This window comes from Labilithrix luteola, from assembly GCF_001263205.1.
In the GTDB taxonomy this organism is placed as follows: domain Bacteria; phylum Myxococcota_A; class Polyangia; order Polyangiales; family Polyangiaceae; genus Labilithrix; species Labilithrix luteola.
In genome coordinates this window covers 810471-834393 of the sequence record NZ_CP012333.1, presented here as the reverse complement: position 1 = coordinate 834393, position 23923 = coordinate 810471, and the positions used below count along the sequence as shown (strand labels likewise).

At 67.3% G+C, this 23923-nt stretch carries 20 protein-coding genes; 11 read left to right on the top strand and 9 right to left on the bottom strand.

Annotation, left to right across the window (positions count from 1 at the left end):
• Positions 1 to 341 precede the first annotated feature (341 nt).
• The 4 genes from AKJ09_RS03845 to AKJ09_RS03830 all read left to right on the top strand — a co-directional run bounded on the left by AKJ09_RS03845 (position 342) and on the right by AKJ09_RS03830 (position 4722).
• Positions 342 to 1847, top strand: a complete 1506-nt coding sequence (locus tag AKJ09_RS03845; RefSeq protein WP_146645821.1) for a sensor histidine kinase — start codon at positions 342 to 344, stop codon at positions 1845 to 1847.
• The gene (locus AKJ09_RS03840) at positions 1844 to 3763 is read left to right on the top strand and encodes a sensor histidine kinase (protein WP_146645820.1); all 1920 of its coding nucleotides are present in this window, start codon (positions 1844 to 1846) and stop codon (positions 3761 to 3763) included. Before AKJ09_RS03845 ends, AKJ09_RS03840 begins: the two co-directional genes overlap by 4 nt.
• 24 nt (positions 3764 to 3787) lie before the next feature.
• Positions 3788 to 4144: a hypothetical protein gene (locus AKJ09_RS03835; RefSeq protein WP_146645819.1), complete on the top strand. Its 357-nt coding sequence runs from the start codon at positions 3788 to 3790 to the stop codon at positions 4142 to 4144.
• 188 nt (positions 4145 to 4332) lie between these two features.
• Complete coding sequence (locus AKJ09_RS03830) at positions 4333 to 4722, top strand: hypothetical protein (RefSeq protein ID WP_146645818.1); 390 nt, start codon at positions 4333 to 4335, stop codon at positions 4720 to 4722.
• A gap of 217 nt (positions 4723 to 4939) precedes the next feature.
• Here AKJ09_RS03830 and AKJ09_RS03825 read toward each other — a convergent pair whose 3' ends face one another.
• Together AKJ09_RS03825 and kal/cle are read right to left on the bottom strand one after the other, a co-directional pair.
• On the bottom strand, positions 4940 to 6478 hold the full coding sequence (locus tag AKJ09_RS03825) for an anthranilate synthase component I family protein (RefSeq protein ID WP_146645817.1): 1539 nt from the start codon (positions 6476 to 6478) through the stop codon (positions 4940 to 4942).
• A complete protein-coding gene (gene kal/cle, locus AKJ09_RS03820; protein WP_169927229.1) occupies positions 6475 to 7806 on the bottom strand; it encodes a bifunctional 3-aminobutyryl-CoA ammonia lyase/3-keto-5-aminohexanoate cleavage enzyme in 1332 nt (443 codons plus the stop codon). Before kal/cle ends, AKJ09_RS03825 begins: the two co-directional genes overlap by 4 nt.
• A gap of 282 nt (positions 7807 to 8088) precedes the next feature.
• On the opposite strand from kal/cle, the gene uppS reads away from it, so the two are divergent.
• The 3 genes from uppS to AKJ09_RS03805 all read left to right on the top strand — a co-directional run bounded on the left by uppS (position 8089) and on the right by AKJ09_RS03805 (position 11487).
• On the top strand, positions 8089 to 8898 hold the full coding sequence (uppS, locus tag AKJ09_RS03815; protein WP_146645816.1) for a polyprenyl diphosphate synthase: 810 nt from the start codon (positions 8089 to 8091) through the stop codon (positions 8896 to 8898).
• A 118-nt stretch (positions 8899 to 9016) separates the two neighbouring features.
• Positions 9017 to 9910, top strand: coding sequence for a phosphatidate cytidylyltransferase (locus AKJ09_RS03810; RefSeq protein ID WP_146645815.1), 894 nt, complete (start codon positions 9017 to 9019; stop codon positions 9908 to 9910).
• Positions 9911 to 10140: 230 nt separating this feature from the next.
• The gene (locus tag AKJ09_RS03805; protein ID WP_146645814.1) at positions 10141 to 11487 is read left to right on the top strand and encodes a Glu/Leu/Phe/Val family dehydrogenase; all 1347 of its coding nucleotides are present in this window, start codon (positions 10141 to 10143) and stop codon (positions 11485 to 11487) included.
• 104 nt (positions 11488 to 11591) lie between these two features.
• Here AKJ09_RS03805 and AKJ09_RS03800 read toward each other — a convergent pair whose 3' ends face one another.
• Positions 11592 to 12188: a hypothetical protein gene (locus AKJ09_RS03800; RefSeq protein ID WP_146645813.1), complete on the bottom strand. Its 597-nt coding sequence runs from the start codon at positions 12186 to 12188 to the stop codon at positions 11592 to 11594.
• Positions 12189 to 12495: 307 nt separating this feature from the next.
• Between AKJ09_RS03800 and AKJ09_RS03795 the strand changes: the two genes are divergently transcribed.
• Positions 12496 to 13341 carry an alpha/beta fold hydrolase gene (locus tag AKJ09_RS03795; RefSeq protein WP_169927228.1) on the top strand — a complete coding sequence of 282 codons (846 nt, stop codon included), beginning with the start codon at positions 12496 to 12498 and terminating at the stop codon, positions 13339 to 13341.
• A 25-nt stretch (positions 13342 to 13366) separates the two neighbouring features.
• Here AKJ09_RS03795 and AKJ09_RS03790 read toward each other — a convergent pair whose 3' ends face one another.
• Positions 13367 to 14293: a LysR family transcriptional regulator gene (locus tag AKJ09_RS03790; RefSeq protein WP_146645811.1), complete on the bottom strand. Its 927-nt coding sequence runs from the start codon at positions 14291 to 14293 to the stop codon at positions 13367 to 13369.
• Positions 14294 to 14385: 92 nt separating this feature from the next.
• Here AKJ09_RS03790 and AKJ09_RS03785 point away from each other — a divergent pair, with 92 nt between their 5' ends.
• Complete coding sequence (locus AKJ09_RS03785; RefSeq protein WP_169927227.1) at positions 14386 to 15261, top strand: NmrA family NAD(P)-binding protein; 876 nt, start codon at positions 14386 to 14388, stop codon at positions 15259 to 15261.
• Positions 15262 to 15264: 3 nt separating this feature from the next.
• Here the strand turns inward: AKJ09_RS03785 and AKJ09_RS03780 are convergent, their stop codons facing one another.
• From AKJ09_RS03780 to AKJ09_RS03760, 5 genes are all read right to left on the bottom strand, one after another.
• On the bottom strand, positions 15265 to 16488 hold the full coding sequence (locus tag AKJ09_RS03780) for an MYXO-CTERM sorting domain-containing protein (protein ID WP_146645809.1): 1224 nt from the start codon (positions 16486 to 16488) through the stop codon (positions 15265 to 15267).
• A gap of 133 nt (positions 16489 to 16621) precedes the next feature.
• Positions 16622 to 18124 carry a hypothetical protein gene (locus AKJ09_RS03775; RefSeq protein ID WP_146645808.1) on the bottom strand — a complete coding sequence of 501 codons (1503 nt, stop codon included), beginning with the start codon at positions 18122 to 18124 and terminating at the stop codon, positions 16622 to 16624.
• Positions 18124 to 19545, bottom strand: a complete 1422-nt coding sequence (locus tag AKJ09_RS03770) for a hypothetical protein (protein ID WP_146645807.1) — start codon at positions 19543 to 19545, stop codon at positions 18124 to 18126. Before AKJ09_RS03770 ends, AKJ09_RS03775 begins: the two co-directional genes overlap by 1 nt.
• Positions 19546 to 19696: 151 nt before the next feature.
• Complete coding sequence (locus AKJ09_RS03765; RefSeq protein WP_146645806.1) at positions 19697 to 20446, bottom strand: hypothetical protein; 750 nt, start codon at positions 20444 to 20446, stop codon at positions 19697 to 19699.
• Positions 20447 to 20669: 223 nt separating this feature from the next.
• The gene (locus AKJ09_RS03760; RefSeq protein WP_146645805.1) at positions 20670 to 22007 is read right to left on the bottom strand and encodes a Stp1/IreP family PP2C-type Ser/Thr phosphatase; all 1338 of its coding nucleotides are present in this window, start codon (positions 22005 to 22007) and stop codon (positions 20670 to 20672) included.
• Positions 22008 to 22253: 246 nt separating this feature from the next.
• Between AKJ09_RS03760 and AKJ09_RS03755 the strand changes: the two genes are divergently transcribed.
• On the top strand, positions 22254 to 22736 hold the full coding sequence (locus AKJ09_RS03755) for an SRPBCC family protein (RefSeq protein ID WP_146645804.1): 483 nt from the start codon (positions 22254 to 22256) through the stop codon (positions 22734 to 22736).
• A gap of 67 nt (positions 22737 to 22803) precedes the next feature.
• Entirely contained in the window at positions 22804 to 23913 is a 1110-nt protein-coding gene (locus AKJ09_RS03750; RefSeq protein ID WP_146645803.1) for a peptide-N-glycosidase F-related protein, read from the top strand.
• Positions 23914 to 23923: the final 10 nt, after the last annotated feature.

The window sequence follows — 23923 nt, the reverse complement described above, 5'->3', positions numbered from 1 at the left end:
TTTTGGACCTGATGGGCTCGGACCACAAGGGTCGATCTTCAAAATCGTACGCCGCGACGCGTCGTGAGCTTGCTCGCCCTTCGCGCCGGACCGCTCTTGCCCCTGCTAGCATGCCTCTCGTGCGCGACGACGGCGGGGCCTCGCGAGGTCCCGGATCTCCTTCTTACAGCGGTGCGTTCGCAGGTCGTGTTTCGGACCTGCCACAGGCGTCGCTGACCGTCGGTGGAGAGCCTCGTCCATTCGTCGACGCGGGCGCCTCTTCTTCGGGGGCAGCACTGGCGCTCTCGTCGGGATCAGGCGGCTCACAGCGGCCGAGTGCCCCAGATGGTTCAGCTCCGCCCGTGCGAGGTCCGCGCGCGCAGGCCGGCTGGGCGTTCGTGCCTCTTGCTCCTCTGGTGGTCGTCGTCGTGGGCCTCGCGGTGGCGATATCGATCGGCCTCGTCGGCCTCGACCATCTTGCGCGTGCGGGAGAGGAGCGCGCGGGCGCTCGCGCAGAGCTCTTGTCCGCCACGGTTGCGGCAAGGCTCGCCGAGCTTCCCGAGACGGCACGGCTCGAAGCTGCACAGCTGGCCGCACGCCGAACGGCCGCCGAGCTCCTCGTCGTCAGCCCCGACGCACAAATCGTCCACGACGTGACCCTCGGCGCTCCGGATCGCGCAACGCTCGAGCAGCTTCTCCGCGCCCAACGTGGCGTTGCGCAGATGCGTCTCGGCCGCGCGCGCTTCGCCGTGCACACGATCGGTGCGTCGCCGTCGTCGCCCCGCCTGGTGGTCTTCGTCTCCGAGCCATCGGCCTCGCACGGCGCACCCGCGCTCATCACCTCGCTCGTCGCCCTCGTGACGTTGCTCCTCGGTACGGCCGGTATCGTGGCGTATGCGGTTTCGCGCGACGTCACGCGCGACGTCGACTTCGTCACCTATCGCGTTCTCGGCATGACGCAGGTTCGGACCGAGCCCACCGGCGAGCTCGTTCCCGCGCGTACGATGGACGAAGTCGGCCTGCTGACCGCGGCGTTCAACATGCTCGTCGGTCGCTTCGGCAGGGCGTCGACGGCGTACCGTGAGGACCTTGCGCGCGCGCAGGCCGCGGACCGAGAACGTGCTGCCTTCCTCGCCGCCGTGAGCCACGAGCTCCGGAGCCCGCTCAACGCGATTCTCGGCTTTGCCGACATCCTAATGGAGGAAGTCGATGGGCCGCTCGCGCCTTCCGCGCGCGAAGAGGTCGAACAGATCCGCGGGTCGGGGCAGCACCTCCTCGGCCTCATCAACGACATCCTCGAGTTCTCGGCGCTCGAGAGCGGTCAACTCCGTCTCAGCCGCGGCCGGCTCGATCTGACCGGCCTCGCGAGCGAGGTCGTGCGCGAGGCGCGCGTGCTCATCGGGCATCGGCCCATCACGCTCCGCGTGGAGTTCGTCGAGCCGGTCGTGGCGCGCGTCGACGGCCGACGCATGCGTCAGGTCGTCGGCAACCTGGTCAACAACGCGCTGAAGTTCACGCAGCGGGGCGAGGTGGTGGTGAAGGTCGCCAAGGAGCGCGGCCTCGCGATGATCAGTGTCACCGACACGGGCGTCGGCATCTCTTCGCAAGAGCGCGCAGTCATCTTCGACGAGTACAAGCAGGCGCACTCCGAGCGGCGCCATCGCCGCGGCACCGGCCTGGGCCTGGCGATCGCGAGGCGCCTGGTTTTGCTCCATCATGGGTCGATCCAGGTCGAGAGCCAGCTCGGTCGAGGCTCGACGTTCAAGGTGCTCCTCCCGATCGGCAACATCGAGGCGGCACCCTCGCTCCGTGCGCCGCCGACCGGGGCGCCTCAGACGCCCTCCTCGCCCCCGGGGAGGCGTTCGTGAATCGCAGCGCCGCGCGTCTCGTCGTGCGTCTCGTCGTCATCCTGCTGATCACGAACGTCGGCACCTACCTGCTGACAGCGCTCTTCGCGCCGCGCGTGCTCTTGCTCGAACCCGCCGCAACCGCCGCGGCGTTGACCTTGCTAGGCGTGCTGGGCGTGCTCTCGGCGGCCTTCGGAATCGCAGCCACGCTGCTCGTTACGCGCCGTCTGCGGCCTGCGCTTCGCACGCTCGCCGTGGGCTCGACGGCCGTGACGAGCAAGGACATCGTGCTCCTCGACGCCACGCCGGCGCGCCTGGCTCTCGAGACGGTGGGCTTCACGTTCGTGGTGTCGCTCCCCACGCTCATCCCACAGCTCCGTCCGCAGGCCCTCGATACGTACACCGATCTGCTTCTCGTCCTCCTCGTGCTGACGATGGTGAGCACGGCGTCACTTCCCGCGTACGTCACCATGCGCGCCTCGGTCGCGCGCGTCCTCGAGCTCGCACCGCCGAGCGTCACGCACGAAGCCGTTCGTCGCATGGGGCGCTCGGCGCTCGGTCGCGTGCGCACGCGGTTCGTCGCGGCCGTTGCGGCGCCGGTGGCCTTCGTCGCCCTCGGCGCCTCTCTGCTCGTCGACGCGCACGTGCGTGCCTACGACCGTGATGCGCGCGCGGCGGATGCGGCGGACATGGCGCGCGCCGTCTTCGAACCCCTTTCGGGCGACGAGGAATGCAAGAAGGCGCCGTGTTCGCCCCCGATTCGCGAGCGCGCCGGCGTGCTCGAGGCCGCGGCGCGCGTGGGCTTCCGCATTCATTTCGACCCCACGTACACGGGCGATCTCGCGATCGTGCACGGCGACGAGGGCGAAACCCAGGTGACCGTGCCCACCACCCCGGGCGCGACGCTCGTTCGATTCGGCCCGTCCCGTCTCTCGCCCGTGGCCGCTATGTACGCGCTCCTCGCCGCCGTGGCCGTCGCGCTCGCGGCGATCCTCGGAACGCGCATCGGCGTGGCCTTCGGCTCCGACCTCGCCCTGGCGCGTCGCGAAGTGGGGCGCGCCGGCATCGCCGAGGTCATGCGCGGGACCATCATCTTGCACGAGGCGCGGTTTGCGAACGTGCATGCCCTGCTTCTCGCCATCGACGCGCTCGGCGGCGTCTTCCGCGAGTTTGCGAGCGCTCAGGAGCGCGCCATCGATGCACGCGAGCGAACCGAGCGGATGCGCGGCCTCCTTTTGGCGTCGATGAGCCACGACCTCAAGGCGCCGCTGAACGCCGTGCTCGGCTTCGCGGAGCTCGTCGGGCGCAACCCGCTCTCCGAGGGCCAGAAGGAGAGCTTGGCCATCATCGAGCAGCGCGGCCGCGAGCTCCTCATGCTCATCGATACCATCCTCGACAGTGCGCGCGTGGAGGCCGGTGAGCTCGAGGTCTCGCCCACGACCACCCTCGTCAACGACGTCGTCATGTCGTCGGTGCTCGAGGCGCGTGACCTCGCGGTGGGCACCGAGGTGCAGATCAAGGGCGAGATCCAACCCGGTATCCCCGCGCTGTTCGTCGACGGAACGCGCATCGTGCAGGCGCTCACCGCGGTGGTGATGACCGCCGTGCGCTTCAGCGAGAAGAGCATCGTCGAAGTCCGCGCGACCTTGCCGCCCGGTGATCGGCTGCGCATCGAGGTCGAGACGAGCGGCGAGGGCCTGCCGCTGACCGAGCGAGAGAAGATCTTCGACGCCTTCAAGAGTGCCGAGAGCGCGCGTCGCCATGGAGCGCTAGGCCTCGGCCTGCAGCTCGCGCGATCGATCGTGGAGATTCACGGCGGCAGCATCGAGGTCGACACCACCGCGGGCGGCGGCATCATCTTCCGGACGTGGTTGCCCATCGCCAACGACCGCGCCTCGATTCAAGCCCGAGCGAACAAGCCGATTTCCTCCGAGTGACGTATGCTTCCCGGAGAGAGGCACATGGGGCTCAAGGGCTTGCTCGACAATTGGAAGCAGAAGGCGGCAAAGCACGCGGCAGAGGTCGCTGTCGACCAGGCGAAGAAGCGCGCCCGAAACGCTGCGCAGGACGCGAAGGGGGCCGCGCAGGAAGCCGGCAAGCGCCTCGGCGACTTCCTCTTCGGTGAAGAAGAGGAGGCGCCCTCGACGAGCGAACCCAAGTCGCGCGAGGCCGTCGAAGCGTCCAAGAAGTGGGAAGAGGCCAAGGCGCGCATCGAAGCCCGCGAACGCGCCGAGAAGGCTTCGTCCGAGGCCAAAGCGCGCATCGAGCGAGAAGTCGACCGCGATCTCGAGGCCCTCAAGCGCAAGCTCGGGAAGTAGCCGGTGCTCGCACCTGGCCCTCGGTCAACGATTGGGCCAACACTCCTTCGATTGGTGTCTGAAGGATTCTCGCTACTTGTCGCGATTTTGTGCGCCGGCATCGATTTTGATTCGTTCGGAGGAAATCTTCCGACCCCCGTGCACGTCTGACAATCGCGATTAGTCTTCGATGGCGAAGGAGTGACGTGATGACCGCCCGACAAAAGCTCGAGAACCTCACCCACAGCTGGTACGGCGTCGCGGTGTTCGGCGCGATCTGCGCGCTCTTCGAAGGGGGCATCGGCTTCTTCTCGCTCCTGCGCACCGGCTTCGGGATGCTTGTCAGCTTCCTCGTGACGTTCTTCCTCGGTCGGCGCCTGCTCGCCAAGTCGTCGTTCTGGCGGTTCGTGCTCGTCGTCTTCGCGGGCTTCGGCACGGTCTTCGGCTCGCTCGGCGTGGCACGCGGCGCCTGGCAGTTCATGCACGAGTGGTCCTTCGGGCTGCTCTTCCAGCTCGGCGTGGCGCTCGTTGCCGTCGTGATGAACGCGAAGTCGTTCCGTGTTTTGACGGACAGCTCGGTGAAGGCCTACTTCGGCTGACTCGCTCCGTCGGTTCATCAGCGAAACGACAAAACACACAGGCCCTGACCACCTACGGTCAGGGCCTGCCGTCATTTGCACTTCTGGAGTGAACGTCGCCGACGGCTACTGCGGCGACCACTTGCACGGACCTGAATTCCGGGGCCCACGATGGGCGAGGGCCCCGAAATTCAGGTCTTTTGTGCAAGTCTGTCGCGAACTCCGTTTGACTGTTCAATCAGCGCAACTGAGTTGCGCTGTAGGTCACGTTCTTCGGAGCGGCTTCGATCGCGCAGAGAACGCTGCGCGCCTTGTTGCGCGTCTCGTCGGCCTCGGCCTGCGGATCGCTCGCTTCGACGACGCCCGCGCCTGCGCTGACCTCGAAGGTGTCACCCTTCTCGACCATCGTGCGGATGGCGATGGCGAAGTCGACGTCGCCGGTCTGCGAGACGTAGCCGATGGCGCCGCCGTAGATGCCGCGCGGTTTCGCTTCGAGCTCGCGGATGATCTGCATCGCCCGGAGCTTCGGCGCGCCAGAGAGCGTTCCCGCGGGGAACGCGGCGTGGACCACGTCGAGCGGCGGAACCTCGGGGCTCACCATGCCGCGCACCTCGCTGACGATGTGCATGACGTGCGAGTAGCGCTCGATCTCCATCTTCTTCGTGAGGTGCACGCTGCCGACGTCGGCCACGCGACCCACGTCGTTGCGACCGAGGTCGATCAGCATGACGTGCTCGGCGCGCTCCTTGGGATCGGCGAGGAGCTCCGTCTCGAGCCGAAGATCTTCCTCTTCGGTCTTGCCGCGCGGGCGCGTTCCCGCGAGCGGACGCACGGTCATGGTGCCGTCTTGGAGGCGGACCATGGTCTCGGGGCTCGCTCCCGCGATGCGCAGGCGCTCCCCGCCCTCGACGGTGGGCGGCAGATCGAGGAAGTACATGTACGGCGACGGGTTGAGCAGACGCATCGCACGGTAGACGTCGAAGGCGTCACGCCCCTGGCGCGGTACCGAGAAGCTGCGCGCGAGGACGATCTGGAAGGCATCGCCCGCCCGGATGTATTCCTTCGCGGCCTCGACGCGCTCTTTGTAGCCGGCGTCGTCGAGGTTCACCGTCACGTCGGAGGGGATGCGCGAACGATCGGGCACGCCGATGTCGGTCAGCTTCGGCTCGCGCGACATGTCGGCGAGGGCGCGTTCGACGTCCGCTTCGTCCTCCGCGGCGATGGTGACCGTCTGCGCGAGGCCGTCGAACACGACGACGACGGCTCCGCCGAGCAAGTGCGCGAGCGGCACGTAGTGCTTGCGCCAGGTATCGTCGCTGCCGGCCTTGATGTTGTCGATCAGGTGGACGATGTCCCACGCCAGATAGCCGACGTGGGCGGTCGTGAAGCGAGCGGCGGTCGCCGACGGCGGAGCGGCCAGGTAGCCGCCCTGACCGAAGCCCGAGAGCGCCGCGCGCGTTCCTTCCGGCGAACGAAGGAGGGGTCCAATCGACGCGAGCGGATCGCTCGCCTGGACCTCGCCGAGGCTCGGCAGCGCGGCACCGGGCTTGGCGCCCGAGCCGTGGCGGAGGGCCCAGCCGTCGCGACCGAGGATGGCTTCGTAACGCGGCCGGTATCCGAGCACCGAGTACCGTCCCCAACGCTCGCCGCCGACGACGCTTTCGAGCAAGAACGACGCGCCCGTGGGGTCGGCTGCTCGCAGCGCCGCGTACGCGCGCACCGGAGTGAGCGTGTCGCCGACGATGGTACGGGTGACGATGTCCGCGCGCTTGCTCATACGGTCCCCTTGCTCAGGAGCAATGCTCGTGCGCGGGCCGGTTCGATCGGTGCACGGCCGATGCTCCGTGCGTAGGTCGCGGCGCGCGCGACCAGCGGTGCACTTCCTTCGGCGAGCACACCCTTCGAGAGGTAGATGTTGTCTTCGAGGCCGACGCGCGCGTGTCCTCCGAGGCGCATGGCGAGCTCGGTCAGCGGCTGCTGGAAGCGACCGACCGCGGCCACCGCCCAGCTCGCTCCCTTCGGCATCAACGACACGAGGTAGCGAAGGTTCTCTTCACGCGCAGCGATGCCGCCGGGCACGCCCATGACGAACTGGAAGTGCAGCGGCTTCTCGATGATGCCCTTTTCGACGAGCGCGAGGGCCTCTTCGACGTGGCCGACTTCGTAGCATTCGAGCTCTGCGACGGCGCCGGAGGCGCGGAGGCGAGCGGCCAGGTCGCGAATCTGCGGGCGCGTGTTGATGAACACGTCGTCGCCGAAGTTCAGCGTTCCGCAGTTGAGCGTTGCCATCTCCGGCTTGCAGTCGAGCGGCTGAGCGCGCTCGTCGATCGACATGCCGATGGCGCCGCCCGTCGAGACCTGGATGATGCAATCGGTCTTCGCGCGGATCCGTTCGATCGTCTCGGCGAAGCGCTCTTTGGACTGCGTGGGCGAGCCGTCATCGTTGCGCACGTGGAGGTGGATGACCGCGGCGCCAGCTTCACGGCAGCGCGCCGCTTCGTCGGCGATCTCCTGCGGCGTGATCGGCAGATACTTCGTCTGCTCGCGCGTGATCTCCGCGCCGACGATTGCCGCCGTGAGAACGAGCTCGGGCGAGTGCGCTTCGGTCGAGCCGAGCGTGCGCGGCCCGCCTTCGGAAGCGGGGGTCACGACGACGCCCGAGGGCTGCACCGGAGCGGCCATCGGAAGGGCAGGGGCGTAGAGCTCGCGCGGCTTGCGCTGCATCTCTTTCGGCGTCACGCACGTACCGAGCGCACGGCAAACGACGATCGGCTCGGCGAGCACGTCGGCGGCGCTCGGCGGCACGTTGGGACGGCGCACGTTGGCGATCACCTTGCGCGCTTCGAAGCGCATCTGGCGGCTCGTGTTGCCGATCTTCACGAGCTCCGCGCTCGCCTCGATGTAATCGCCCGAAAACACCGGCGCGAGGAACTCGACGGACTCGTAGGCGCGGAACAGGCCTTCGTCGCCGTCGAGGCGGATCAGAAGCTCCGTGGCGACGTCGCCGAAGAGAGCCAGCATGCGAGCGCCGTCGACGAGCTCACCAGCGTAATGCGCGTCGTGCGCGCCCATGCGCAGGCGCAGGGTGACTTTGGTGCCGATCATGGCCTGCTTGCTACCACGGCCAGGCCGCGGCGTCCCTGGTGTGGAATACATTTGCCCACATACTGGCGCTCACGACCGAGCTTGCGACGCGCGAGCGCCGGGCCAGGGCAGCTTGCGAGCTGCATAGCTCGAGCGGTCGTAGGCGGTGGTCGAACGGTCGAATGCCGAGCCGCGTCAGGACGTCTTTGCCGACGAAAGCCCCTCATGGTAGCTGAGCTCCACTTATCCGGTGTTCCGGCGGCGCCTTCGGCCGATTCCTGCAACACCCAGAATCCTTTACCAATGCCCCTCGTCGAAGCACGCAATCTCCCCTCTCACGTCGGCATCATCATGGACGGCAACGGCCGCTGGGCGCAGCTCCGGGGCCGTCCGCGCGTGGAAGGACATCGCGAGGGCTCGCGCGCCGTCCGTCGCATCGTTCGCACGGCGCGCCGTCTCGGCCTTCGAGCCCTGACGCTCTACGCGTTCAGCGAACAGAACTGGGCCCGTCCCGAGGACGAGGTCGACGCGCTGATGCTGCTCCTCCGCGACTTCCTCCTCTCGGAGCGCGACGAGATCCTCGACAACGGCATCCGCCTCAACGCGGTCGGCAACCTCGGACGCCTCCCCGGCGTGGTTCGCGCCGTCCTCGATCCGCTTCGCAAAGAGAGCGAGTCGCGCGCGGAGATGACCCTCACGCTGGCCCTCAGCTACGGCGGTCGCGAGGAGATCGCCACGGCGGCGCGTGAGCTCGCGTCGGAAGTCGTGAGCGGCAACATGCGCCCCGAGGACATCACCGAGGACGCCCTCCACCGCCGCATGCCGAGCCTTCGCGTCGGCGACCCGGATCTCGTCATCCGTACGGGGGGTGAGCGCCGAATCTCGAACTTCCTCCTCTACGGGCTCGCGTACGCCGAGCTGCATTTCTCGGACACCCTGTGGCCCGACTTCGATGCTCCGGACCTCTACGAGGCGATCGAGAGCTACCAACGTCGTGAGCGCCGTTTCGGTCTCGTCGGCAAAGGCGTGTCGGCGCAGGACGAGTTGCTCGAACAACTGCCTGCCTCGGACGAGACCGGTGCGGACAAGGCCGTTCTCCGACTGGTCGGCTAGTCCTCGGGACCTGCCCCAGCAGGCCGACGTCGACGGCTTGCGGTCGAGCTCTCGAGCGAGCGAGACCGGAGCTAGGCGCGACGGGATGAGGGGGCCGTGCTAAGGCCTGGATTTGCGAATGGCTGAAGCCCGAGGAGCCCACACCGCACCGAGCCTCCCGAGCAGTCGAGACGAGGCCCGGAAGGCGAACACCAATCTCGCTGTCCGTGTCGCGACCGCGGCGGTTGGCGCGCCCCTCATCATCCTGCTGCTCTACAAGGGCGCGCCCTGGGGCTTCTACCTGCTCGTGCTTCCGGCCACGCTGATCGGCGCCTGGGAGCTCTTCAACATGACCCACCCCGAGGATCGCCCCTCGCAGGTGATGGGTGTCGTGCTGACCGCGCTGAGCTCGGTCGGGATGTGGCTGTCCGCGGGTGACCCACGCATCCTCGCGACGATGGTGGTCGCGATCCCGCTGCTGGGGCCGCTGCTCACGCTGCTGCGCCTCGGTGACATGAAAACGGCAGCGCTGCGCGCCTGCGCGATGGGCTTCGGGCCGCTCTTCGTGGGCATCCCGTTGACCATGCTGGCCATGCTCCGTCGCGACTTGCCCGACGGCCCCGGTTACGTCCTCGTGACCATCATGTTTGCTTGGTTCGGTGACACCGGCGGCTACTTCGCGGGGCGCTTCCTCGGGAAGCACAAACTCTACGAAGCCGTGTCCCCGAAGAAGACGGTCGAAGGCTCGATCGGCGGCCTTGCCGGCAGCGTGTTCGGCGCGCTCATCGCGCATTTCTGGTTCTTGCCGTCGCTCTCGCTGGCTCACGGAATTCCGCTGGCTCTGGTCGCGGGCGCGCTCGGTCAGGCGGGCGATCTCGGCGAATCGGTGTTGAAGCGATCGACCGGCGTGAAGGATTCCGGGGCGATCGTGCCCGGGCACGGTGGAATTCTCGATCGCGTCGACGCCCTTCTCGTCACGAGCGCCGTCGTTTTTCTCTATTCGATTTGGTTCCTCAAGGGCCCCGCTCAATAGCTGGATAGCGCGTTACGCGTTACTCACAGAGAAGTGACGCCGAAGGCGCAACCCGCGGGGATTGCGCAGCATCTTCGAGGCGAATCAACGAAGCGGACGAACGCTACGCACCTCGAACAGGTCTTTCGAGGGGCGCGTCATGCTTGCGTCAAAAACGACGCGTTGCGGCGCGCAAAGCGCGAAAGGTTTTCGCCATTGCCCGCTTCCTAAATGAGCTAAGAGTTGCCCCGATGAAATCGCCCGATCCCACGTCCGAAACTCTCCAGGCCGCGCCTCTGAGCGCAGTCCCTGCGGCCGCCGGCTCGTCGCGCACCATCGTGAAGGAGTACGACTTCTTCAAGGTGGTGCAGGACTACCTGGATCGCGCTGCGCGTACCATCAACCTTCAGGAGTTCGTCCGCACGATCCTGAGCCAGCCGAAGAACGAACTGATCATCAACTTCCCGGTCAAGATGGACAACGGGGAAGTTCGTCTCTTCAAGGGCTACCGCGTCCAGCACAACAACCTGCTCGGACCGTTCAAGGGCGGTGTGCGCTACCACCCCTCCGTCACGCTCGACGACGTGAAGGCCCTCGCTGCGATGATGACCTGGAAGTGCGCGCTCATGCGCATTCCGTACGGCGGCGGCAAGGGCGGCGTGAAGTTCGACCCGCACTCCGTCAGCAAGGGCGAACTCCAGCGCATCACGCGCCGCTTCACCCACGCGCTCGGTGAGAACATCGGGCCCGAGTACGACATCCCCGCGCCCGACGTCGGCACCAACAGCCAGACGATGGCGTGGATGATGGACACGTACTCGAACATGGTCGGCGCTGCGAACAAGCAGAGCGTCAAGGGCGTCGTCACCGGCAAGCCGGTCGCGTCCGGTGGCACGCTCGGCCGCGCGAAGGCGACCGGTCAGGGTTGCGTGATCTGTCTCGTCGAGTGGTCGAAGGAGAAGAACTTCAACCTCGAAGGCTCGACGATGACGGTGCAGGGCTTCGGCAACGTCGGCTCGCACCTCGCCGTGATCCTCTCGCGCCTCGGCGTCTCGACCGTCGCGGTCGGCGACCACTCGGGTTACATGGTGAACCCGGAAGGCTTCAACGCGCACAAGCTGCAGGATTGGGTTCTCGCGAAGGGCTCGATCGCGGGCTACCCGGGTGGCAAGCCCGTCACGCGCGAAGAGTTCTTCAAGGTCAAGTCGGACATCTTCGCTCCGTGCGCCCTCGAGAACCAGATCGGCGAGGCGGAAGCCCGCTCGCTCGATTGCAAGGTCATCGTCGAAGGCGCCAACGGCCCGACCAACCCGGCCGGCGAGAAGATCCTCCTCGAGAAGGGCATCGACATCCTTCCGGACGTTCTCGCGAACTCCGGTGGCGTCACCGTCAGCTACTACGAGTGGGTTCAGAACAAGCGCTCGGAGAGCTGGACGGAAGAAGAAGTCGACGCGAAGCTCGAGAAGGCGATGACGCGCGCGTACCGCGAGGTCGCCGAGTTCGCTCGCCAGCACAAGGTCGACCGCCGCGTCGCGGCCTACGGCCTCGCGCTCGCGCGCATCGAAGCGGTCTACAAGGAGCGCGAGATCTTCCCCTGATCTCGGCGCTGATATCGACCTGAGCTGACGACGCGATTCTTCGCGAAGCAGTGAAGAGAGCCTCGGAGCCAAACGCTCCGGGGCTCTCTTGCTTTCGAGCGACGTCAGTCCGAGTGTGGTGACGACGTCAGCGTGTCGAATTGGCCGAACACCGCGTCGAGGCCGTGCACGTAGTTGCCGTCCTTGTTGCACCGGTAAAAGTCGTCGAGGTAGCTCGTCGTTGCGTTTGGCGTCGTCACCTTCAAGGTCAGCGTCGGCTTGTCGGCACCGCAGCCTCGGTCGGACAGGATGAGTGCGTTGATCGCCGACGTGAGTGACGCGTACTCGGTTTCGGTCAACGTCTTCTCCCCCTCCACGTAGTCGAGTCGTACGGGGCCACCATCGCCCGCGACAGCCGAGCAAGACTTCCACGTCAGCTGACGGCTCGGCAAAACCAGCGTGAAAGTATTGTCGGCCGGCCTGCAGGTGGAGGTCGGGTCGACGTTCGAATACCTGGGCATGCCGCCCTTGGAGGTGGCGACGATCATCTGCGCGTCTGCGGGCAGCATCGCGGAAGAAGCATCGGTGGAGGAAGCATCGGCGGTCTCTACGGACGAATGGTCGCCCACGTTCGTCGACGGGGCCGCGGAGGTGGAGTCGCTCGTACAAGCCGCGACGAGCAAGAACGAGCCGAGCGAAGCAGCAACGAAAACGAAGCGCATGCCCGTTAGATAGCAACGTGCGTGCCTCGCATTCAGTCCTCGAGAAGCAGAGCGCGACGCGTTCTGCTGCACCACCGCCGTGGCACGAGATGGCTCAACACGGCACGGCACCACGCAGGACTTCCATGTCAGTCTGCGCGTCGCGAGGCGTGCGCGTCTTGACGGTTGAATCATCGGCGCGCGAGCGTACGAACGTGTTCGTATCGATTTGTGTATTTTGCATGTGAATCGACGCGGAGTTGCGCCGCGCTTGTGCGTCCTCGTGCTCGCGGAGGCGGCGTGTCATACTTCGCGGTCGATGCCCTACGTGCGCACACGGCTTGGCCGGCTGTTCTACGAGGAGCGCGGTAAGTCGAAGAGAGACGGCGATCCGGCCATCGTGCTGCTGCACGGGCTGCTGTTCGACGGCGGCAGTTGGAATGGGCAGATCGAGCCGCTCTCGGCACTCGGTCGGGTCATCGTGTTCGACGGGCCGGGGCACGGTCGGTCCGATCCGCCACCGCGCTTCACCCTCGAGGAGCATGCCGATGCGCTCATCGACGCGTTCGGTGAGCTGGGGGTCTCGCACGCCGTGCTGGTGGGGCTCTCCTGGGGCGGCATGCTCTCGCTGCGCGTCGCTTTGCAGCACGCTGCCAGCGTCGCGGGCCTCGCGATTCTCGATGCCAGTGCGGATGCGGAGTCGTTCGTCGAGAAGGTCCGCTATCGCGCATTCGTCGCCCTGCATCGGCGCGTCGGCATGCCGAAGGCGCTGTACCTCCGTGAGGTGGCGCCGCTCATGTTCGCCGAGCGCACGATCGTCGATCGACCAGAGCTCATCGACGCCTCGTATCGGCGCACCATGGGGTTCGATCGCGAGGGCGTGGCCAAGGCGTCGCTCGCCGTCGTCGTGCATCGAACGAACGTGCTCGACCGCATCGGCGCCATTCGCGCACCCACACTCGTGCTCTGCGGGCGTGAAGATCAGTCTTGTCCTCCGTCGGACAGCGAGGACATGGCTCGTCGCATCCCCGGAGCTTCCCTCGTGGTGCTCGACGGACTGGGTCACATGTCGGCGCTCGAAGATCCCGCCGCCGTCAACGAGCACCTCGTGCCGTTCGTCGACAATGCCGTTCGAGGTGCTGGCCGCGCGCGCACGGCCATCGCTCGTTCCTAGACCAGCCTGTTTGGTGTCGTAGCCATCACAAGGCTTTCGCCTCTTCTTTGACGACCTTCCGCAGCCACGCGTGTGCGCTGTCACTGTGCATTCGCTCGTGCCAGACCATCGACATCGCAAAGCCGGGGATTGGCAGCGGTGGTGCGAATTGAGCGAGGCCCAGCATCGGTGAAAACATGCGTGCAACGCGTTCGGCGAGCGTCAGCACCAGATCCGTGTCCTGCACGACGTGCGGCGCGACGAGGAAGTGAGGAACCGTCACTGCCACGCGTCGGGTCTTGCCGATCTTCGCGAGTGCTTCGTCGACCACACCGGTGGGATCGCCGCTCAGCGACACGAGCGCGTGCGGCAGGCGCACGAAGTCTTCGAGCGTCAGCTTCCGTTTGACGACCGGGTGGCCGTTTCGCACGACGCAGACGAACTTCTCGTCGAAGATCCTTTGCGCGCGGATGCCGTTTGCCGCGGCGGGGCCGACCAAGACCTCGGTGAGACCGAAGGCGAGGTCGAGGCGACCCTCCGAGAGAGGACCCGTGGCGCGCTCGACGAGGTGCAACACGCGGACGTCGACGCCCGGCGCTTCGGCGCGTAGGCGTGCCACGAGGCGAGGGAAGAGCGTCAGCTCCACGTAGTCGCTCGTGGCGAGCGTGAACTGACGCTTCGCCGTCTTGGGATCGAAAGGGGCCGGCCTGGCAATGACGCGCTCGAGCTCTTCGAGCGCACGATCGAGCGGGATGCGCATGGCCTCGGCGCGCGGCGTGGGCTGCATGCCGCTCGCGGTTCGGACGAGCAGGGGATCGCCGAGGAGCTGACGCAGGCGCGCGAGCGCGTGGCTCATGGCCGGCTGCGTGAGCCCAATGCGGGCGGCCGCGCGAGTGACGTGCCGCTCGGTGAGCAGGGCCCTCAGCGCCACCAAAAGGTTCAGGTCGAGGCCTTCGAGATGCACGTCGTGCATGAGAAGTATCTAAGCCATCGATTGGATGAATGGCGAGCGAAGCCACACGATGGCCTTCGAAAGCGACGCCGGATCGTCGCTCGGAGGAACACATGTTCGTCATTGCTGGAGCTACGGGAAACACCGGGTCGGTCGTCGCGGATACGCTTCTGGCGCAGGGGAAGAAGGTCCGCGTTCTGGTTCGAGACGCGGCGAAAGGTGAGGCGTTCCGGAAGCGCGGCGCGGACGTCTTCGTGCTTCCGTCGCTCGACGACGAAGCCGGGCTGACGCGCGCGCTCACCGGCGCCGAAGCGGCGTACATCCTCTCGCCGCCGGACGTCGCGTCGAGCTCCTTCCTCGCCGATCGGCGCAAGACCTTCGATGTGGTCAAGCGCGCCGTCGACGCGAGCGGCGTCGGTCACGTCGTCCTTCTATCGTCGATCGCCGCGCACCGCGACCATGGCACGGGACCGATTCTCAGCGTTGCCTACGCCGAGCGCGTCCTTCGCGAAACGAAGGCGAAGCTCACGTTCGTGCGGGCCTCGTACTTCCTCGAGAACTGGGCCCCCGTCCTCGCCGCCACGGCCGACGGCAAGTTGCCGACGTTCTTGCCTGCCGACCTGACCATTCCCATGGTCGCGACGAAGGACATCGGGCTCGTTGCCGCGAAGGCCCTGCTCGAGGGGCCGCCCAGCGCCAAGGTCGACATCATCGAGCTCGCAGGCGCGGAGGACGAGAGCCCGCGAACGATCGCTGCGCACCTCTCGACCATCCTCGGCAAGCCGCTGGAGCTCGACGTCGCGCCGCTCGATGCCGTCGTTCCTGTCTTCACGAGCTTCGGCGTCTCGGTGGATGCCGCGTCGCTCTTCCGCGAGATGTACGCCGGATTGCAGAACGGCACCGTCGCCTTCGAAGGCAACGGTGCCCGGTTCGTGCGTGGTTCGACAGGAGCGGAGGCCGTGCTTCGCGGCCTCCTCGGAAAGGGCTGAGAATCAGGCCTTGCGGCGGCGGCGGGCGGCGATCATCGAGAGCGCCGCTGCGCCCGCGATCATGAGGCCGCTCGAGGCGCCGGAGGTGCCCGGGGCCGTGGAGCAACCAGCCGTCGACTTCGGCTTGCTCGCGAGCTCCTCTTCGCTCGCCTCGGGGAGGTCTGCACCGTTGGCTGCCGGAGCCGAGCTCGTGCGCGGGACGTTCGACGACGAGGTGGAGTTGCCGCTGCCGACGATGTCGCTGTCGTCGGAGCCGTCTTCCGCCGCGCCCTTGCCGGTCGAGCCCTTGCTGCCCCCGGCGTCCTTCGTTGCGGTGCCCGCATCCGCCGTCGGCTCGGGGTCGGTTCCGGGATCGGTGCCCGCGTCCGCGGTCGGGTCGGTGCTCGGATCGGTACCGGGGTCGGTTCCGGGATCGGTGCCCGCGTCCGCGGTCGGGTCGGTGCCCGCGTCCGCGGTCGGGTCCGTGGTCTCGTCGCCCGTGGCCTCGGCGCTCTTCACGCCGTAGCTCGTCGCCTTCACGAACTTGGTCCACACCGCGTAGTGCAGGCTCGAGCCGCCGACGCCCTTCGCGCCGCCGCCGGCCTCGCCGACGTAGGGCGTGTAGGTGTAGACCACCGCGGTCGCCGCGTTCTTCGGCGTGACCGAGAGGCCGTCGACCGTCTTCTTCGTCCTCGTGCGCGACCAGCCGTTGACGGTGCCGGTCTTCGTCGAGGCCGCCGTGAGCGCGCGGCTCATCGTGCCTGCGGCGCAGTCGGCCTGGTTCGCGAAGCCCATGTACTTGTCCGAGCAGGCGTCCGAGTGGGGGCAACCGCAGCCGAACGCGATGGCGATGACGTCGTCCGAAGCTTCCTTCTTCGAGACGAGCCCCTGCTCCATCTGCACGCGCGTGAGGAGAACGAGCGGGTTGATCGAGTACTTCTTCGCGACGGCGAAGATGATCTCGGAAGCGCTCGAGCCGTCCTCGGTGTAGTCGGCGAGGACCGAGCGGTTGTTCCAGGGCGTCTTCTCGAGGAACTTCTGGATGGCACTCGGGCTCATCGCGGTGGCATCGCTCATCGCGTCGTCGGCGATGACCGAGTTCCGGTCGAACCCGTCGGTCACGCGGGAGGCGCTGCTACCGGCGGTCTCTTCGGTCGGGGCGGCGCAGGCGGCGATTGCACCGACGCCGCCGATCATTGCAACGCCGACGGCCAGGCTGAAGATTCCCGAAAACGCCTTCGCTCCCATGCGTGGACTCAGTGCTACATACGTGCCATTCCCGGCTCGCTACGAAACGCGGAGAAAAGTGCGCTTCGAGCGGAGTGGAGGGGGCTGCGTTCCGTTCGACTCTGGGGGACGAACGATCCAGGGGTTCGTCGCGTCAGAAGGTGCCGCGGACCCCGACGCCATACGCAGGGACGCTGCCTTCGCGGGTCGCCGACGAGCCGATGACGCCGCCCATGGGCAGAAGGCGTGACGCGCCTGCCTTCGTGACGTTGCTCTCCGGTCGCTCGCGCGTGAGCCACCAGGCAATGCCTCCGCCGAGGAGCGTGCCGGCGGCCGTCGCTGCCACGAAGCCGCGCGTCTTCTCCTGCGTGAGATTCTCGAAGACGAGCGGGCTCGCGAGTGCTGCGCCCGCCGCGGCGCCGAGGCCCGCGCCGAGATCGACGAGCATCATGCGCGAAGGCGAGACCTGAACGAACGCCGCGAGTGTTCCTCCGGCAAGGAGACCCGCCGCCGCTCCGTAACCCGCACCCGTGTACGGCGTGCGGTTCTGGATGTCGCCCACGTAGAAGAACTCCGCGAGCGAGCCGAGCGAGAGGCCGAGGGCCGCGCCCGAGTTGACGAGCACCGCGTCGCCTTCGTCCATGTGACCGCGCGTGAGCAGGAACGTCGTGAACGTGATGCCCGCGAGCCCGCCTCCGACACCCCATGCATAGCGATCGGTCAGCGGTTGGACGTGCCTGCCGTTTGCGATGAGGATGCCCGCGCCAGCGCCCCACCAAGCGCCGCCCGCGAGCGTCCACGCGTCGCCCGTACCGATGTCGAACTCTTCGGCAACGAGGAGTGCGGTGCCGAGCCCGAGGCCGGTGCCGAGCGTGAGCAGCGGATAGAGCAAGCGGGGATCTTCCGAGCCGCTCGCGCGCTGGATGCTGTAGGCGGTGAAAGCGCCGAACAGCGCGGCGTTGGCGGCAAGGACCGCGCGTCCTTGGGAGTGGAGTGGGGCCATGATGCCCGCGCCCGCCGATGCTTGGGGAACGGGGCCGGTGTCACCGCCCGCAACCGAGCGGTTCGAGAGCAAGTCGCGAAGAAGCACCAGGCCGCGCACCGAAACGTCGGCACCGGAGACGCGTTCGACGCGCATCCGAAGCTGCTTGTTCTTCGGCGGCACCGCGATCATGCGAAGCAGGAACGTGTCGCCGCCGAGCGGCTCGAGGCGTGCGCTGAGAACCCACGTGCCGGCGTCGGTCGGACCGCCGCCGTGCGAGCTCGATCGACTCGCGCGCTCGACGATATCGAGCTCGTGTGTCCGGAAGGGGGAGGGGCCCGGATCGGCCACGTCGAGCGTGAACCCGAGATCCTGCACGGCGTCGCGAAGTGTCGCGTCGAGCTCCTGCGCGCGCGTGTAGAGCGTTCCTTCGCTGGAGGTCGGCTTGTGCAGGCCCGCCCCGCTCGACACTTCGTCGACGGGCGGCGCGAGCGTGGGCCACACCACGATGGGCCGCAAGGCCACCTCCGCTGCGGGCGGCGGCGGAGGAGGAGCGGTGTTCTCCGTCGTGTCGACGGTCACCTCTTCGGCGTGCGCGCTCGTCGACGCGAGCCAGGCCACGAGCCCGAAGGCGAAGGCCGCGCGAACGCGTCCCGTACGACGTACGCGAACCATCAGAACATCACGACGCCGCTCAGCCAAAGATCCACGATCGTGGTGTCGTCGACCGAGAAGCGACGGCCGGGCAAGTCGATGACCGGGCGGTGGTTCGGGTTAGGGGTTCCGGTGGCGCTGCCGCCGGCAGCCGACTGCGCGCCCGTGCGACACGGACCCGACGTACCGATGTCCCCGGTGACGTCGGGGTTGCACGCGTCCGCGGCGGTGATGAGGTGGTTCTGGATCCAGGTGAGGCCGACGCCGGCGGTGAACTTCACGTACTCGCCGGCCTGCATGGTGAGGCCGAAGCGGCCCGAGAACGACGAGAACGCCTGCTGGTCGGTGATGCCGTTGAAGTAGACCGGCGCCGCGTTGGGATCAGGCACGCTCGTGAAACCGTCGGGGCCCGCGCGGTATGCCCCGGGATTGGGGCTCCGAAGCGATCGCGCCTGCGAAGAGCCGAGTGCGTCGAAGAGCTCCGAGTAGTCGCGGCCCGGCGAGTGGTAGCTGCCGATCGCCTTGAAATCGAGGGCGAAGCGCTGGAAGGCCTCGCGTCTCTCCCACGGGATCACTTCCATGCCCGCGGTGACCGTACCGACGACGGGCGGGCGATTGAGCAGCGTGCCGCGAAGGTCGCTCGTCTTGCCGAAGTCGCTGTTCGACTGGGGCACTTCGAAGAGCACCTTCAAGCCGCCGTACGGCTCGACGTAGCCCATGCGCTTCGAGAGCGTCGTCTGGACGATGTAGTCGGTCATGCCGCGCGAGATGCCCGCATCGCGGCCCACGGTGGGATTCGCGGGGTCGGGGCACTTCACGGCGGCGTTGTCGTTGCACGCGTGGAGGCGCGACCCCACGCCAATGCGCGTCTCGACGCCGACCACCCACGTGGGCTTCGCCGGGTCGCGCTGCTGGTTCATGATCGCGTAGTTCAGAGCGACGCTGATCCAGTCGATGCCGCTTCGTGTGGGGCTCTTGAAGGGCAGTGAGAACAGCGCGTCGCCAGAGGGATCTTGGAGGCGCTGGGGGTTGTTCGACGAGCCGTCGAGATCGGTGAGCTCGCGCGAGTCTGCGAGGATGATCGGCGCCCGGAACGAGAGCGCGAGATCGCGGAAGATGCCGATGTCGGTGCCGACTTCGAGTGTGGTGACGCTCTGCGCGTAGTTCGCCACGTTCTCGCGCGACGAGACGAACCCGCCGTCGGAGAGGCCGGGCTGATTGAGCGCCGTCTCGCGGCGAATCTTGGCGTGCTTCCATGCCTGACGAAGCGTCAGCAGGAGGTTCAGATCGAACGGATCGTCCTTGTCGAACGCATCGATGACGGTCGTGTTCTCGCCGGTTTCGCTCATCAAGCGAGGCGCGCGTGCGGCGACGGGCTCGTCGGCGCGAGCCATGGTCGGCGCGAGCACGAACGTCGACGCGCCCAGGATGCCGGCCGTCACGAAAAGCGCGCGCGCACGCCCGCGACGTCGCCCATCACTGGCCGGCTCGCTGCCCGCCACCTGCGGGCTGCAAGCTGGCCGCACTTCCGAGTGCCGCCTCCTTGTCACGCGCATCCCGCCGGACGCTACCACCCTTCGGCCTGCGTCGTCATCATTCATCACGCGCGCGCGAAGGCTGGGAAATAGGCTTTGGCGCGGCCTCGCCGAAGCGTTGTAGGGCCTTCTCGAGCCGCCTCCGATCGGCATCCCGTGCCCCTTCGAGCTCGGTTCGGACGGCCGCTACGGCACACGTTGCGCGGGCAATGCCGCGGCTCGTGACGCTCTTGGCGGCGAGCTCGCTCTTCGAGGCGCTCGCCGCGCCGGGGGAGGCGAGTGCACGTGCCGTCTGATCGACGTCCTCGGCGGCCCGCTCGCATGCGGAGAGCGCGGCGTTGACCGCGGCCGTGTCGGCGAGCTCCGCGCGCCCGCGAAGGTGGATCGTCTGCTTTCCGGACAGCGTTCGCCATTCCCCTGCGGTGGAGCCTGCATCGGCCCCTGCGTCGGTCTCGACGACGTCCGACGCGACGCGCAGGTGCGCGAGGCCGCCGAGCACCTCGATGGCGCATTCGTCCGGCTTCGGACCCGCCGTGACGCGATGGGCGCCCGAAGCCCACCGAACGACGCCGCACGCCGTTGCGACCCACTGCTCGGAGCCTGGCGCTTCGCCTGAGCCGGGCCGCCCGAAGGCGATGCCGCGTGCGACGAGGGCAACGTCGCCGGCGCAAGGAAAGACGCGACCCGGACCTTCGAAGCGCAGCTCGCGCCCCGTCTCGAGTCGTCGCACGCTGAAAGCCGAGCGATCGGCCACGTCGAGCCAGGCGGTGGCGAGCGTGGAAGGCGGAGGGCCGTTCTCCGACTGCATGATCTTGCAGGCAGGTAGGCTCTCCGCGTGACCCACGGCAACGGGTTGGAAAGGAGATGCTGCGTCCGTCTCGCTTCGCGGTGCGACCGACGAAGCGGTGGGCACCGCACTGGCGTCGGTCGCGTTGGTCGCGTTGGGCGCCGCGCTCGTGTCGGCGCGCGGGGCCTCACGCTGGCACCCCGTGACGAGCGCGGTGCCTAGAAAAACGAGGGTTCGTGCGCGGTCAGCGACGGCTGAAGGGACCCGAGGAATGGTCGCCTCCCTCGATGCCCGGGAAGATTTCGACGGTCACGTCTTCCGTCACGTCGTCGGCGTGGAGCTCCTGCTTCGCGTGACGAAGCTCGCTCGACGTGTGATCGAGGCGATCGGCGAGGACGCCGAGGAACTGCCAGAGCATCTTGACGGCGATCTCGTGCTCGGTCCGGAGCAGCTCGAAGAAGTCCTGGCGGCGAATCGCGATGAGCTCGGCGTTGCCGTCGGCGTTGACGGTGGCCGAACGGGGGACGGCGCGAATGAGCGCCATCTCGCCGAAGTGCTCACCGGCACCGAGGCGCGTCAACGTCTCGCCGCCGCGCACCACGTTGACCTTGCCGCTGAGGACGATGAAGAGCTCGTCGCCCTTGTCGCCCTCACGGATGACCGTCTGCCCGTGTTCGTACGTGCGCACTTCGGCGGCCTGCATGACGCGGAGCAGCTCACGCTCGCCGAGGCGCGCGAAGAGAGGCATGCGTCCGAGGACTTCGCGCTTGAGGGCGAGTCGCTTGGCGCCTTCGGCGTCTTGGGCGTCTCCACCGAGCCGGATGAGGACGACGGTGATGTTGTCTTTGCCGCCGCGATCCTTGGCGAGCTCGATGAGGCCCTTCGTGGCGCTGTCGCCGTCCTGAGCGACGAAGGGCGAGAGCTCCTCGTTGGTCTCGAGGTAGCCGGTGAGGCCGTCGCTCGCGAGGATGAAGTCGTCGCCCGCGAGGACGTCGATCATGAGCGTGTCGACGTCGACGCGCTCATACACGCCGACCGCGCGCGTGATGGCGTTCTTGTGGCCGATCTTGTCGACCTGCTCGCGTGTGAGCTTTCCGCGCTTGATGAGCTCGTTGAAGACCGTGTGGTCTTCCGTCACCTGCTGAACGGTGCCGCCGCGCGCCAGGTAGATGCGGCTGTCACCCACGTGGGCGATGAAGCCGAGCGACCCCAAAATGAGGATCGCGCTGAGCGTCGTGCCCATGCCGCGCTTCGCGGGATCGTTCTGCGCCTCTTCGTGGATGCGCGAACAGGCGCGCTGCACGGCGTGCTCGAGGAGCGCGAGGATGTCCTTGTTGGTCACCCGCGAAGCGCCACGCGCTCCGGCCACGAAGTCGGCAAGGAGGTCGCGTTCGCGCTTGATTTCCTCGTGGACCGTACGGACGGCAATGGCGCTCGCGACCTCACCTGCGGCATGACCACCCATGCCGTCGGCGACCATGAAGAGCGAAAGCTTCTTGTCGACGAGGAAGTTGTCCTCGTTGTGCTCGCGGACGTTCCCGACGTCCGTCGCGGCAAAGAACCGAATGGCGTCCGTCGACATCTGCGAAACGATGATGCCACGGCACGCCGCGGCAATCTACGGGATCCCCGCAGACCCACCATCTGGCCGCGCTAGAAGCGCCTCGGGAATCGACGCTGCGGGTCGAATCGTCCGCTTCGGTTGGAGTGGACATCGGGTCGTCCACGTGCCGCATGTCGCGCGTTCGTCACCTCGTCCGCCTCATCTGCCTCGTCCGTTCCTCGGTTCCTCCGTGCGCCGGCACACAACCCGCATCGGTGGTGCGTCATGCATCATGTTCTCGAACGCGAGCAGCTCTTGCCGCGATCGCGGGCCGAGGTCTTTGCGTTCTTTTCGCACGCGGAGAATCTCGAGGCGATCACGCCTTCGTGGCTTCGCTTCAGGATCGTGACACCGCTTCCCATCGCGATGCAGGAAGGAACCGTCATCGACTACCGCCTTCGCTTGCTCGGCATCCCCATGCGATGGCGGTCACGCATCGACGTCTGGGAGCCGGGGGTGCGCTTCGTCGACCGGCAACTCGTCGGCCCGTACGCGCGTTGGGTTCACTTCCACGAGTTCGACGACGTCCCAGGCGGCGTCCGCATGCGCGACCGTGTCGAGTACACCTTACCAGGTGCCCCAATCTCCGACCTTGTGCACCCGATCCTGCGCCTCCAGCTCGACGCCATCTTCGCGTTTCGGCGGCGAACCATCGAAAGCGCATTTTTATCAACGAATCGTCGGCCGTTGCGCTTTCGAGAAACGTGACCCCGGCCGCAAAAAATAGGCGTTTGCGCGGCCTAGGACGCGGCTTGGCCGTGGTACCACGGAGCGCATGAGAGCGCTCGCCACCGCGCTGGCTTCTGCCATCGGCCTCACCGTCGCCATCGTTGCTTGCTCGTCGAGTTCGGAGTCGTCCTCCGCCAAGGACGTGGACGCATCGTCTGCCGAAGCGAGCGCGCCTGCGCCGCCTTCCACGCTCGCTGTGATCGACGACGCACGCATCGGCAGCCATAGCGAAGCGCCCAATTTCCAGAAGGCCACCGGAGAGTTCGATCCGTCGACGACCGGACCGTTCGCCGAGGCGAAGCTCGTCGTCGATCTCACGTCGAGCTGCTTTCCCTTCGACAAGTGGCAGAGCGACCCGCCTCCGTCGGGCCAGTACTGGCCGGCGAGCTGCGACGCCTTCGACCGCAACTTCGAGATCGCGCTGTTCGACCCCGCGAACGACGCGGCGCCGGGCATCGAGCTGATTCGCGCCATCACGCCCTTCGGCGGACCGCTTCATCTCGAGGCCGACGTCACCGATCTGATGAACACGGTGCACGGCAAGCGCCGGATGGAGATCACGATCCCGTCGTACTCGGACGGCGAGGGTAAGGTGTCCGGCTCGAACGGTGGCTGGAACGTCAGCGCCCACATCGAGCTGACGCCGGGCGCAGCGCCGCGCAAGGTCCTCGCGGTCGTTCCCGTCGTCTACGACAGCGACACGAAGGGCGGCGCCGAGCGAGCGCTCTCGTTCGCGCTGCCCGAGGGCACGACGTCGACGCGCATCGAGTACCTTGCGACCGGCCACGGCGGCGGCGCGGCGGACGCGGATTGCATCGGCCCCGCCGAGGAGTTCTGCAAGCGCAATCACACGTTGACGGTGGACGGCGCCGTGCTCGTCAGTCACAAGGAGCTCTGGCGCACGGACTGCAAAAACCTGTGCACGGTGACCAAGGGTGGTCCCTTCGGTGACTACTGCCTCCAGAACCCGTGCGGTTCGCAGTCGAGCGTGAAGGCACCTCGCGCCAACTGGTGCCCTGGGAGCGAGACGTCGCCGCTCGTCGTGGAGCCCGAGTCGCTCGGTGCAGGCGATCACACCTTCGGCATCACCATCAACAAGGTGGCGGACGGCGGTCTCTGGCGCATCTCGGCGAAGGTCTTCGCGTACGCGGACTGACGAATTCGCG